Source organism: Limnothrix sp. HT2024 (genome assembly GCF_059138625.1).
This window is the reverse complement of record NZ_CM181121.1, coordinates 399399-411744: the sequence shown is the minus strand read 5'-3', so window position 1 is coordinate 411744 and position 12346 is coordinate 399399. Positions and strand designations below refer to the sequence as shown.

14 protein-coding genes are annotated in these 12346 nt (G+C 50.5%); 8 read left to right on the top strand and 6 right to left on the bottom strand.

All coding sequences use genetic code 11. The annotated features are described in order from the left end of the window. Positions 1-38: 38 nt before the first annotated feature. Positions 39-263 carry a hypothetical protein gene (locus tag AC2IAX_RS01755; protein ID WP_393014858.1) on the bottom strand — a complete coding sequence of 75 codons (225 nt, stop codon included), beginning with the start codon at positions 261-263 and terminating at the stop codon, positions 39-41. On the opposite strand from AC2IAX_RS01755, the gene AC2IAX_RS01750 reads away from it, so the two are divergent. Beyond that, positions 244-420 carry a hypothetical protein gene (locus AC2IAX_RS01750; RefSeq protein WP_494389056.1) on the top strand — a complete coding sequence of 59 codons (177 nt, stop codon included), beginning with the start codon at positions 244-246 and terminating at the stop codon, positions 418-420. The genes AC2IAX_RS01755 and AC2IAX_RS01750 overlap by 20 nt on opposite strands. A 470-nt stretch (positions 421-890) precedes the next feature. Here the strand turns inward: AC2IAX_RS01750 and AC2IAX_RS01745 are convergent, their stop codons facing one another. After that, positions 891-1412: an SRPBCC family protein gene (locus AC2IAX_RS01745; protein ID WP_494389055.1), complete on the bottom strand. Its 522-nt coding sequence runs from the start codon at positions 1410-1412 to the stop codon at positions 891-893. 291 nt (positions 1413-1703) lie between these two features. Beyond that, positions 1704-2327, bottom strand: coding sequence for a thioredoxin family protein (locus tag AC2IAX_RS01740; RefSeq protein WP_494389054.1), 624 nt, complete (start codon positions 2325-2327; stop codon positions 1704-1706). Positions 2328-2859: 532 nt separating this feature from the next. Between AC2IAX_RS01740 and AC2IAX_RS01735 the strand changes: the two genes are divergently transcribed. From AC2IAX_RS01735 to AC2IAX_RS01720, 4 genes are all read left to right on the top strand, one after another. Further along, the gene (locus AC2IAX_RS01735; RefSeq protein ID WP_494389053.1) at positions 2860-3264 is read left to right on the top strand and encodes an NIL domain-containing protein; all 405 of its coding nucleotides are present in this window, start codon (positions 2860-2862) and stop codon (positions 3262-3264) included. A 109-nt stretch (positions 3265-3373) separates the two neighbouring features. Continuing rightward, positions 3374-3832, top strand: a complete 459-nt coding sequence (locus AC2IAX_RS01730) for a hypothetical protein (RefSeq protein WP_494389052.1) — start codon at positions 3374-3376, stop codon at positions 3830-3832. 37 nt (positions 3833-3869) lie between these two features. Next, positions 3870-4442, top strand: a complete 573-nt coding sequence (gene cobU / locus AC2IAX_RS01725) for a bifunctional adenosylcobinamide kinase/adenosylcobinamide-phosphate guanylyltransferase (RefSeq protein WP_494389051.1) — start codon at positions 3870-3872, stop codon at positions 4440-4442. Positions 4443-4863: 421 nt separating this feature from the next. Continuing rightward, positions 4864-5388 carry a hypothetical protein gene (locus AC2IAX_RS01720; RefSeq protein WP_494389050.1) on the top strand — a complete coding sequence of 175 codons (525 nt, stop codon included), beginning with the start codon at positions 4864-4866 and terminating at the stop codon, positions 5386-5388. 330 nt (positions 5389-5718) lie between these two features. Here AC2IAX_RS01720 and AC2IAX_RS01715 read toward each other — a convergent pair whose 3' ends face one another. Beyond that, positions 5719-5913: a hypothetical protein gene (locus AC2IAX_RS01715; protein WP_494389049.1), complete on the bottom strand. Its 195-nt coding sequence runs from the start codon at positions 5911-5913 to the stop codon at positions 5719-5721. Here AC2IAX_RS01715 and rpmB point away from each other — a divergent pair. After that, positions 5912-6148, top strand: coding sequence for a 50S ribosomal protein L28 (gene rpmB, locus AC2IAX_RS01710; RefSeq protein ID WP_099533188.1), 237 nt, complete (start codon positions 5912-5914; stop codon positions 6146-6148). The genes AC2IAX_RS01715 and rpmB overlap by 2 nt on opposite strands. Before the next feature lie 393 nt (positions 6149-6541). After that, the gene (locus tag AC2IAX_RS01705; protein WP_494389048.1) at positions 6542-7672 is read left to right on the top strand and encodes an FAD-dependent oxidoreductase; all 1131 of its coding nucleotides are present in this window, start codon (positions 6542-6544) and stop codon (positions 7670-7672) included. Between the two features lie 343 nt (positions 7673-8015). On the opposite strand, the gene AC2IAX_RS01700 is transcribed toward AC2IAX_RS01705, so the two are convergent. Then, positions 8016-9923: a hypothetical protein gene (locus AC2IAX_RS01700; protein ID WP_494389047.1), complete on the bottom strand. Its 1908-nt coding sequence runs from the start codon at positions 9921-9923 to the stop codon at positions 8016-8018. Positions 9924-10209: 286 nt separating this feature from the next. Beyond that, a complete protein-coding gene (blaOXA, locus tag AC2IAX_RS01695; protein ID WP_494389046.1) occupies positions 10210-11187 on the bottom strand; it encodes a class D beta-lactamase in 978 nt (325 codons plus the stop codon). 180 nt (positions 11188-11367) lie between these two features. Here blaOXA and cobO point away from each other — a divergent pair, with 180 nt between their 5' ends. Further along, positions 11368-12015 carry a cob(I)yrinic acid a,c-diamide adenosyltransferase gene (cobO, locus tag AC2IAX_RS01690; protein WP_494389045.1) on the top strand — a complete coding sequence of 216 codons (648 nt, stop codon included), beginning with the start codon at positions 11368-11370 and terminating at the stop codon, positions 12013-12015. The last annotated feature ends 331 nt before the right edge of the window (positions 12016-12346 follow it).

The following is a 12346-nucleotide window of genomic DNA, read 5'->3' as shown; positions in this document are numbered from 1 at the left end:
TTCCAGTGAAAGTTCCTCATTCCTGCGACACTCTGTAATCAATCGCCCCAAGCTTCCGTATTCAGAGGACGAATTAGACGGCTTTGAATTAAGTGTTCAACGGCCCGCTCGATCGCATCCAGCGCATAGCCCGTGTTCACTTGAATCAAATCCAACGTGGCTGCAAAGCCCTTGCGATCGCACTGTTGAATAACACGTAAAACATCCTGCTCAATGGATGTTAGCTCTTGGGGAGCAAGGTGCATGGAAGATGCTTTAGACATGACAACCCTCCGACAACGTAGCAGTTCGGTGGCAGGTGTGTGGCGAGGAACTGGAATCTTCATCGACCCCATGGAAATCAATCTAGAAATTGGCCCAGAAACTAACCTGGAAGTCAATCTAGAAATCAATCCAAAAATCAAAAAGGTCGGTGAGTGAACCCATGGCAAAACAGCCTATCCATGGCGCTCATCTACGAAAAAACCAGAACGAAGGAAAGCCGACCTAAAAAACCAAAGTAAAATAGGCTATCCTTCTGAACTCTACTGTCTTTTAGAGAGCTTGACGGCGATTTCCGGACAATGTTCTCGTTTAGTTACGTAATTTTACGTAGAGTGCTGCCAAGGGCGATCGCCACTGTCTGGGATCCAGCAGAAGCGGTTGATTTTCCATGCCCTAACCACCCAAGACAAGGGGCTTAGGGCATGTCGTCAAATCGCCTGAAACCCTGATTCCACCGTTGTTGGATCGTGGGGGACAAGGGGCTTAAGCCCCTTGTTACAACGACTGGGACATGGAAAATCAATCGTTTTCACCTGATCCTAGGAAGTGACGACAGGCCCTAAGCCCCTTGCTCCCGCGATCTGGTTACGGTGGAATCCGGGTTTCAGGCGATGTGACGACGGGCCCTATTGTCCCGATCGCAGGTGGTAAACTTCCTCGGCCACGCGCTTCAAACGACGGAGCTGGGCTTGCATGTCACCTTGCACCCACCCGGCTGCCACCCGATCGAACCCCCAGCGAACGAGGGGGTTGGGGATCACGAATTCAAACCGATTAATTAACTGAGTGCCGGATCCATCGGGAATACATTCCCAAGAGTCGCGCCCCACAAAAAAGCCAGAAAAGGCCCAAACAATTTTGCCAGGCGATCGCTCCGCCACCGTGCATTGCAACGCCGGTTCCAGCAGGGGAATTTGCAACACAAATCGGGTGCGATCGCCCAAATTGGTTCCCCAGCGATCGCCCACGGGATCACAGCGTAGGGCCGGGTTTAGCCATCGATGCATCAGCTCGCGATCGGTGAAGCACCATTCAACCGCCGTGGCACTAGCCTGAATCGCGATCGACTGTTCATAAACTCGTGGCAAAACCGATTTACCTTGGCCGCGAGCCAGTTGAGTTCGAGTTGTAAAAAGACGGGAAGACATGCCAGGAGCCAAGGAAAAGTAAAAATGGGCGGCTGTATTTCTAGCTGTATTTCTAGAAGTTGCTAGAGGCCTTGAGAGACTTCTAGACCTGTGAGGGCGTTGGAAACGTCCCTTTTGGCACGGGCCAATCATGAATCGTCATGGGAGCAAAGGGCTTAAGCCCCTTGTCTGCGTTGATCACTGGGGCGTACAGAGGATCAACTGGGGAGGATCAACTGGGGCTGTTCAGACATCCTCTGTGGTTTTAGCTATTTCTGAGCATTACCAACATTCATGGCCGGTTCCCTAGTCCTAATTGGCAACCGACGCACCGTGACTGCGAGGATCCGTTGCCGCCGATTTTTGGGCCGAATCTCCAGACAACGGAGCATCAAAATCCGAAGTTTGGCCTTCGTTCACCTTTGCGTAGGGCAGGGTGGCGGTTCCGTCAGCCAAGGCCGCCAAATTCGCCGCCATGATTGATTTAGGCTGCTCCCCGATCGCCTGGGCTAGCTCCTGGCCCTGGGCATTCAAAAAAACAAAGTGCGGAATTCCATCCACTCGATAGCTCAGAATCTCAGGCAGCCATTTGGTGTTATCCACATTCAGCATCGAGAAATTGACCCGATCGCCATAGTCCTGCTTCAACTCCCGCAAATCATTGGCCATGGCCTGGCAACTGGTACACCAATCCGCATAGAACTCCAGCACCGTCGGCTTGCCATTGATGATCGCCTGATCCAACGGCACAGAGTCACGCGCCAACCGTTCCAGAATGTTGCTGTTGGGTTCCGTGCGTAGCCCCAAAAACAGCACCACCCCTAACAACGCCGCCACAATGGCCACCACCAAATTTGGCAAACGACTACCGGCCGCGGCAGCTCCGGGGATCACGGTTGAGGGCTGGGAAGTGGATTCGGGAGAAAGCTGGCTCATGGCAGAATGGCAAGACGAGAGGGCAAAGCGGAATGGCGGATCAGTTCTGGTGCTAGGCTAGCGATACAGTCCTCAAGAGCCAAGGATGATCGGGCCCGAACTTCTTTTTGGTGACTCGTTTTTGGTTCCCCATTGCTGGTGATCCAACATTTTCGGCGCAGGTTGGGTCGATCGCCCAAACCCCACGACTCCGAAACCAACGGGATCGCCCCCACAACCCCAATCACGACCGCTCTGCTCCGGTAATTGGCGCTTTGGTCAGTGTTCTAGGGTTAACAGTATTCTGCAAGGGCTATTTTGATTGTAACAACTTCGTTACATGTCTTCATGGGCTTGTTGAATTGCCGCTGGGTGGGCCGCTCGCTATTTAGGATTGGTCGCTGAAGGCTCGATCGCCCTATCCACCGGCCCGAGCGCTGTGGCTTTCCCTAATTGATCTGAATTGATCTGAACTAATCCGAATTATCCTAAATTGACCGGAATTGACCCGATTGCCCTGGTTTCCCCGATCGTTCGCTGGCGGTGATTTGTTTTGAAAAAGCGCGTCACACTCACCTTTCCGAAACATGCGGTACAAATGCCAATCACCTATCGATTGGCGAAAGAATTTAACGTGGCTGCCAACATTATTCGAGCGCAAGTGGCCCCCGATCGTGTCGGGAAATTAGTCGTTGAACTGATTGGCGACATTGACCAAATGGACGCGGCCATGGAGTGGATGGAATCCCTCGATATTGATGTTTCTTCTGCCAATCGAGAAATCTCGATCGATGAAGTAAGCTGCGTCCATTGCGGTCTTTGCACAGGGGTTTGTCCCACGGGGGCATTGTCGCTCCACCCAGAAACCTTCCGCCTAGAATTTGCTCGATCGCGCTGTGTAGTTTGCGAGCAATGTGTTCCCACCTGCCCGGTTCAAGCAATTTCCACCAGCTTTTAATTTCACCGGTTTCTTAAAATTCATCAGCTTCTCAATTACGCATTGATTTTCCATGAAAGTTGCCTTTCTTATCGATAAAACCTTGTAGTTAAAGAGGAGACAAGGTTCTGTGCGTCTATATAACAATCACACCGGACTATCGTTATTCATTCTGGCGCTGGTTTACTTAGCCTTGAGTTGGGTAGCGTTGCTCGCTGTGCCCCAGCCCCCCTCATTGGTGGAGGTGACGGTGGCGGCCCTGTTGGTTGCTGTGGCCTTGGCAGCCCTGTTTACGCTCAAGTTACCTTGGCCGAATTTTAGTCAATTCTCTTGGTTTCAAACGGCCACCAAGTCCTTCGGAGGCGCAATTCTGGCAGCGATGGCCGTTGTGATTGTGTTGTCGCGGTTGGACATTACAACGGATGTGATGTTGTTGTTGGCGGCGGAATTTTTGGCCAAGGTGGAGTTGCGGGTGGCGGGTCGATCGCGCTGGCAATCGTTTTGGCAAATGTTGGCGGCCAGTGCTGTGGGCATTGGGAGCGCGATCGGGCTGGCCCCTTGGTTTTTGATGTCGCGAGTCAGCGAGTAGTTGATTCACCCAGCTATTGACCGAGGAACCCGTCATCATGGCTCAGTCTCAGACTTCAGGATCGGGATGGTCGCAAGTGGTGCTGGTGACGGGGCCAGCGCGATCGGGCAAGAGTGAGTGGGCGGAACGGTTGGCCGCGGCCTCGGGGCGATCGGTCATCTATGTGGCCACCTCGTACCTGGATCCCCAGGATCAAGAGTGGGGCGATCGGGTGGCCCAACACCGCCAGCGCCGCCCGGAAACTTGGCAAAATTGGGAAGTGCCGCTGGAACTGGCCGCCGCCTTGGGCCAAGCGCCGGTCGATAGTTGTTTGTTGGTGGATTCACTGGGAACTTGGGTGGCCAACTGGCTCGATCGCCCCGATCCCGAATGGCAACAAACCTGTGAAGCGCTGTTGGCCACCTGTGCCGCCTTGCCAGCCATGTGTATTTTTGTGGCCGAAGAAACGGGCTGGGGTGTGGTTCCGGCCTTCCCCGCTGGTCGTCTGTTTCGCGATCGGCTGGGCAAGCTCGTGCGGGAATTGGGCAGCCGATCCGATGCCTGTTACCTAGTGACAGCGGGCTTTGCAGTTAATTTGCGGGCGATCGGTCAATCCTTAACAACCGGATAAAAACTATTTAATTTCCTTAAATATTGTCCAAGAATTGTCCAAAACTTTAATCTAAGCTCAAGATTCTTTGTCGGTAGTCCCTCTACCCTTCGCTTAGGATCGAAGTCAGGATAGTTGGTAACCCAACTTCCCATTCAAGCTTTTCCGTTAACCTGTTTCCATGCGCGCTGTTCACTCAGGTTTTCCCAATTATTTTTCCGAGTACCTCCCCAGTAATTGTTTTAAGCCAGAAGTTTGTAATTTGAAACAAACCCTTAACTCGGAATTTTAATTTTCTTCTAATTTGCTTCATAAGACCAGTTTTAACTGATCTTGAATTGAGCCTCTAAACCCAGTTTTGTTGAATCAAGCCAGCGCTAATTCCCAATCCTGGCCATCAGTTTTTTAACCTTTGGCCCTCGCCCACGGACTCCACACCAAAATGGCTCCTGAAGAACGCGTTAAACAATATCTTGCCCTTTGGTTGCAGTTGGGTAAGCAAGTGGTGTGCAGTCACGATGATCGCTTGCTGGGAACTCGCCGCACCATTGACGGTGAAGCTTACTCCGCAGAATTTGAGCAACTTTGGCAGCAAATCCTCCAAAAACCTCAGGTGTATCACTTGGCGGGCACAACCTGTTCCATGAAGGATTTATTGTCGGGACATTGGAGCTTGCTGCCCTGTGCAAGGTGTAGTTTGCTCTATCCCATCAATGACAGCTACTTGGAAGCGGGGCCCTGTCCCTGTCAGGATTTAGCCTCTTGGCCCGATGATGGGCCGCCGCCACGGGGGCCCGTCCGTGTGCAGGATTATTTGGATCAGATTCGGCTACGGCTGTCTCGCCAAAAGTTGATCCCCACACCGCCCAGCGAAGAAACGACTGAGGGCGAAGCCCGCGAATCAGATACTTGTAGTTTGCATGGGGGCGGCTTGCATGGGGGGCGATCGGAGCATTCCCTGTCCTAGGGGTTAATCAACAAGTCAACAGTGCTTGATCTGAGCTACAAACTGCTGACCATAGACTCCTAATATTTGCAAAGCCAAAATTGCTACTCTGCACGCCCCAGCGATCGACGTAGACAAGAGGCTTAAACCGACATAGACAAGGGGCTTAAGCCCCTTGCCCCCACGACGATTGATGCTTGGTCCGTGCCAAAAGATGCTTGCCAAACATCCTCATCATCACAGGCGATCGATCGGGTCGCTCGGCATCAGTTTCAGGGTCGGGATGGGGTTCTGGCGGGCTGGGCTGTCCGGGTTGGGTTGCCATCTGGGTTATACTGATCAATCGCGCTCTCAATCGGTCATCGATCGCCCGCTGAAGGATCGCCCGCCTAAGCCGGCCGCAATGGCCGATGCTTCCAACGGGCCATTGCCTGGAGAAGCGTTTTTGGGGTTGGAGTTGTGGTGAATCTCGCCTCGATCGCTTGATGGGCCGGGATCAACACAACCGCTAAGTTTTACCTTTTCGTCCTGCTTGGAGAACGTCATGTCCCGTGTTTGCCAATTGACCGGCAAAAAGGCGAACAACGCCTACGCCATTTCTCACTCGCACCGCCGCACCAAAAAGCTCCAAGAAGTTAACCTGCAATGGAAGCGAATTTGGTGGCCCCAAGGTAATCGTTGGGTGCGGTTGCGTCTTTCGACCAAAGCTCTGAAAACCCTGAACACCAAGGGTCTGCAAGCATTTGCTAAGGAAGCTGGCATTGATTTGAATAAGTGCTAGGGCCTGTCGTTAAATTTCCTGAAACCCTGATTCCACCCTTAGCGAATCGATTTCACCCTTAGCGAATCGTGAAAGACAAGGGGCTTAAGCCCCTTGCCCCCACGACGATTGGGATATGGAAAATCAATAGATTGTCTGAAACATCGATTTCACCCTTAGCGGATCGTGAGAGATAAGGGTCTTAAGCCCCTTGTTACGACGATCGGGATATGGAAAATCAATCGTTTCTGCCTGATCCTAGGAAATGACGACAAACCCTAATCCCATCCAAAGATTAAGCACTGAGCTGTTTAATCCATCCCGTCCAACTTGTCCCATGTGACAACTTTTGTTGGGTGGGAATTTTTTTGGGAAATTTGAGGACTTTTCCAGTTGCCACAGTCAGCCCGATCCTTGGTTTTGTTGGGAGGCGGCCACAGCCACGCGATCGCCCTGCGACGGCTGATCCAAAAACCCCTGCCCAGCGGCGCGATCGACTCAATCACCCTGATCAGCGAAGCACCCCAAGCGCCCTACTCAGGTATGGTTCCCGGCCATGTGGCGGGGATTTATAACCGGGAAGATTGTTTTATTGATTTGCAGTCCCTGTGCGATCGGGCGGGGGTGGCGTTGCGGGTCGATCGCGTTGTGGGGTTGAATTTGGGCGATCGGCAAGTGCAACTAGCCAGCGGGGAAACGGTTGGGTTTCGCTGGCTCTCGGTTAATTTGGGCAGCACGCCCCTGGTTCCCCCGGGTGTTCAACCGCTTCTGGGGCGATCGATTATTGCCGCGAAGCCGATCCAAGCCCTGTTGGCAAACTGGGATGCGCTATTGTCGGCCTTGCCCCAATGGGGATCCAAACCGTTGCGGTTGGTGGTGGTGGGCGGTGGTGCAGGTGGTGTTGAGCTGGCCTTGGCGGCCCAGCGACGTTTGCAACCCCTGGCGGGCGATCGCCTGTCGATTCTTTTGATTCAGCGAGATACGAAGCTCCTACCTCACTTGGCCCCGGCGGTGGGCGATCGGGTGGCCCAGGTGCTGCAATCCCAAGGAATTGAGCTGGTTTTGAGTGAAACCATCACCCACGCCACCTTCGTAGGCACAGATACCCAGTTGCGGGCTGCCTCGGGGCAATTGTTTTGGGGCGATCGGGTGCTGTGGGCCACCCAAGCCGCTGCGGCCCCTTGGTTGGCGGCCACCGGCCTCGCCACGGATCCCCAGGGATTCATTGCGGTTAACCGCTATCTGCAATCCTGCTCCCATCCCCAGGTCTTTGCGGCGGGAGATGTGGCGACGATGCTGGAGCAGCCACGCCCCAAGGCCGGCGTGTTTGCGGTGCGTCAAGGCCGCCCCCTAGCTGACAACTTGCGAGCGGCCATTTTGGGCCAGCCCCTGAAGCCTTTCAAAGCCCAAAAGCAGTTTCTCAGCCTCATTAACTTAGCCAATGGCCAGGCGATCGCCACCCGTGGCAATTGGACTTTTACAGGCGCTTGGGCTTGGGTTTGGAAAGATTATATTGATCGGAAATTTATGCGGCAATTTCAATAGCTTGAAAGTAAGTATTTTTAGATAGTCTCTAAAAAGTTTCTTTGATGCTGACCAAGTGTTAATGCAAAGTGTTAATGCAAGGAGCAATAGTCGTGGGGCAAGGAGATTAAGCCCATTGTTAAAGAGCAATAGTCGTGGGGCAAGGAGATTAAGCCCATTGTTAAAGAGCAATAGTCGTGGGGCAAGGAGATTAAGCCCATTGTTAAAGAGCAATAGTCGTGGGACAAGGGGCTTAAGCCCCTTGTTTATGATGATAGCTCAGGCATACAGAGTAGCAGTTTTAGCTTTTCAAGTATCCTTTTAAATTTCAAAATTCCTAGAGTTTTCACCACAACTCTCAAGATTAGCTGTCTCGTAAACATTGCGCGTCTAACAGCACCCAGGTTTGATCTTGCAACACGGCGCAACTATTCATTAGGGATTGCACGAGGGGTGTTTGTCCCTGCCTCAGGGTTTGCAGCGCTGGTTCACTGGCCTCTGGATATTGCTCTAGCCAAGAATCTTTGAGGTAATTTTCTGAAAAAGCGGCTCGATCGATCAGCCAAAATGAAATGTGATATCGCGCCAAAAAGAATTTCATGGTTTGGGCATCGGTGCTGTATTGGGCTTCAATGGTTCGTAAAATTCGCTCCCGAAACAGGCGGTAATATCCCAGATGATAGGGGACAGCGTATTCTTTTCCCGTGAGAATTGAACGTCCTGCAAAAGTGGGAATGTCATCACCAACATTGCTCAGAGAAGCAGTTTTAATATCAATTGGTTGACTCTGAAGGAATTGATAAAGCTTGACGGCACGACCCGTTTGATAGCTATTCGCTGGAAAAGTAGGAACTAACAGCGGATACCCCAACACCAGCACAATTAAAATAACGCTGAAGCTTCTGGAAACATAGATTTTCCAGCGAAGGGATTTTGGTTTTTGTCGAATGGCTTGTGAAATTGGGGCATTGAAAAGCGGGGGCAAGGAATAAACCGCAGAGGAATCAAAATTTGGAATCGATCGCCCGGCCCAGCGCTGGAGAGCTTCCCAAATAATCACAAGGCTAATGGCCGCTGCGATCGCGATTATGATTCGGAAGCTGTGCCCCGTGTAGCGACTGGGCAAATGAAGCCGAAACAGCAAACCATGGGCCAACAAAAACCACCCGATCGAAGCCAAGCCCAGTTGCCATAAATTGTTAACCTCAGGCGTAATGCGGTGGCTGAGGGGAAATCGCGCTTGAATACTTTTGAGCTGCGAAAGGGAGATTTGAAAAAGAGGCAAAGCAAAGCCAAAAATTAAGGTAACTGGTGTCAGGAGTGATCGGGGAATGAGATTAGTACCGCGACCGAAAAACCAGTAATCAATCCAGTCGCGATCGAAAATATTTGTGCGTCCCCCATCCAGAAATTCCGGCATTGCACGGGCAATTTTTTCAGAAACCACCGGCCCAAAATTCTGCCCCAAAAAGAGCACCGGCAACAGCACAAAAAACAAGCTGCCCAAAGCACCAATATATAAAAATAGTTGTTGACGTTCCGCATCAATAAGGCGGCTTTGAATTGCCAAAACCAGATCTGATTTCTGTAATGCTAAGTCTTCTGCCACGTTCAAGTCCGAAGGATCACGAATCGTCCAAGCGGCCGACAACCAGGCGCGTTCTAGTTTTTGATAGCCTACCCAAGCAAGTTTTAGCGAAATCAAACCACCAGAAACCAAGGCATAGGTTGGACAAATTAACCCCTGAAGGGCAATGGAACTCCACAACAATTGAGGTGATTTCCGAACTAATCCATCTAAAACTGCTAAGAAGAGCGGAAAGGCAAAGGCTCGCGACGTACCAGAAACTAGATCATCCTTGAGCCAAAGACTTTGATTGAGCAAGATAGTTGCTAAAAAACCGGCCACCGGAACTGGGAAAATGGTAAAAGTGACCCGATAGGTAAAGAAGGTGATAATCAGTCCAAGGATCGGCGGTAGGAGCTTATTAAAAATCAGGGGATTGATTTGTAAAAAAGCGGCCAGTTGATAGAGTTTGGTGTAGCCGATCGGGGCGATCGATTCAAAATAATCAGCAATCAAATCATTATGAAAAAGGCTAGGGTTTAAAAATCGCTGCATCCAAAACACATGTTGGCGAGCGTCATCCTGCACCACAAACTCACCGCTGAACCCTTGATGCAGGGACAGGCCACCATAGAGCGCTGCGATCGCTAGACTCCACCACAAGGGCCAGGGCGATCGCCCCGATCGATCAAAACAAATTTGCACGAGACGATCGCGCCAGTTCCGCCCTTGAGGATGATTAACAAAATTGCTCACGGCATCAGCCCAGATTGATTTTTTGATAGCTCGTCAATTTATCGATCGTCAGTTGATGAGCAACCGATCATCAATGGACAAGTGATATGATTCTACTGAATTTTCAGAAAGCTTACCCCGGCAAGATTGACAGCAAAGGAATCAAGACTCCCAAGCACAAAATCAACAAGAAACCCATCAATCAAATTTTGTCAGTCTCAAGGTTCTGTAATTTATTGGTAATTTCACGACAGAACTACAACAGTCCCAAAGTTCTGAGGCAACGATAGGTAATTTCCTTGCGAGCGGTTGCCTGAGCCGGTTCCTGGAGTTCCAGGTTTGTGGCAAAGAAGTAGACCTGTTCATTTTGCTCCAAATAGCCCACATACCAGCCAATTTGAGGGTTCGCGCTCATGGCCCAGCCCGTTTTCGCTCTGACGGTGTATTGTGCCGTTTGATCCATGATCATGATGTCTTTCACGATCGCGATCGCCCGTTCAGAAAAAGGCAACTGGTTTAGATAAAGACGCTGAAGAAACTGAATTTGTTCTTCGGGGGTAATTTTGAGCGGGCCCGAAAGCCAAAATTGATCAATATTAGAGGAATCGCCAATGTTGCGATCGCCGTAATTTGCCCCAATCACCCCAGCTTTCATACGCTCATAGCCAACACGCCGAGCCAGAATTTGATAGAACCAGACGGCTGAAACCTTGAAGGCCTCGCGCATGTTTAAATCTTGGTTCCAACCGGGAAAGGGTCGCTGAATGCCATCCCAAGTGAACCGCACATCTTGATCGGGAATCACTTGGGCATCAAGGGAAATTAGCGAATTTAAAATCTTGAAAGTGGAAGCGGGAGAAAACGGCGTTTGATTGCGCTCTGGATTGTGTTCATAAATTTGATTCTTCTGAGGGTCATAAATAATAATGGAGCCTTCAACGTTGAGATCTTGAAAATGTTGACCAAATTCAGAAACCACTTGTCGCTTGATCACAGCTTGCGGTTGAGATTTTGGTGTTAGTAATGCTTGTGAAAATTCTTGATGAGTCACCAACAAATTAATTGGTTTTTCAATCAGGCTTTCGTTGGTTTTAGCCAAGCTGGGCAGAGAAAAATTTAGACAACAAAAACTTAAAAATGAACCAATTATTATCAAAATCTGATCGCTCGTTCGATAATTAGATTGATTCTTTTTTTGATCATTTGGTTGATTACTGACTTGACTATTTTTCATGATTCTATAATTAATGAAAATTCAAAAACTACCTAGATTAACCTAGGTCTCGGCTCAATAACTCGAACTGAGTTGGCCGCTCCAGCATACCACTAATTTGATCCCTCTTAAACCAGACCCAAGATGGTTTCCAGCTTAAAATCAGGAAGTGAATGAAGTACCAACCGATCTCAATCAACCATGAGTGATCATCAACCCAGTTTAGAAACTGAGACAACGCTAGCTATCAATCCCGATCGCCTGCAAAAAATTAAGGCCGCCAAGGACAAGGCCCGAAACAATCGAGCTGGCAACGAACGGGGTTTATATTTGCTATTCACCGGATTGGGCAAAGGCAAAACCAGCAGCGCCATGAACTTGGTCTATCGCCATTTAGCCCATGATTTGCCTGTGGCGGTGGTGCAATTTGTGAAAAATAACGAGGCGTTTCCCGATGGCGATCGCCTGTTGCTCACCCGGTTGCAAAACTTGGGATTTCCGGTGCAAATGCACACCATGGGCGGTGGATTCACCTGGGAAACCCAGGATCCCGATCGCGATCGGGCCATGGCCACCGCTGCCTGGGAACAAGCCCTAATTTATATCCAAGATCCGCAAATTTCCCTGGTGGTGCTCGATGAGTTGCACATTGCCCTCAAGCATCAGCAACTGGATCTGGAGCTGGTGCAGGGGGGAATTCAAAATCGGCCTCACCATTGCCATGTGGCAAGCACGGGGCGTTATGCTCCTCAGGGGTTGATTGAAATGGCGGATTTGGTGACTGAAATGAACCGCATCAAACACCCGATCGCCCAGGGAATTCCCGCCCAGCAGGGTATTGAGTTTTAAAAAGCCTCAGGGCGCAATCCTGCGCCCTGGATTCATCATAGGTTACGAATCTGGGTTGATTGCAATCTTGCTTGATATTTCTTAATCAAAAAGACAACGAACTCTAAAGATTCTCAGCCGTTTGTGAACCGTACCTTTGGCCCCCGCCGATCGGGAAACTGCTCCAGGCGATCCGGTTGCCCGCCTTGAGAGACTGAATAGCCAATCTGCGATCGATAGCAGTGAAATTGGGTAAATTCGGAAGAGGCTGAACGTTGCTGAACGTTGCCGCTGAATGCTTGACCCTTCACCATGCCCCTTTGCTATCGCATCAATCAAGCGAACATCCCAG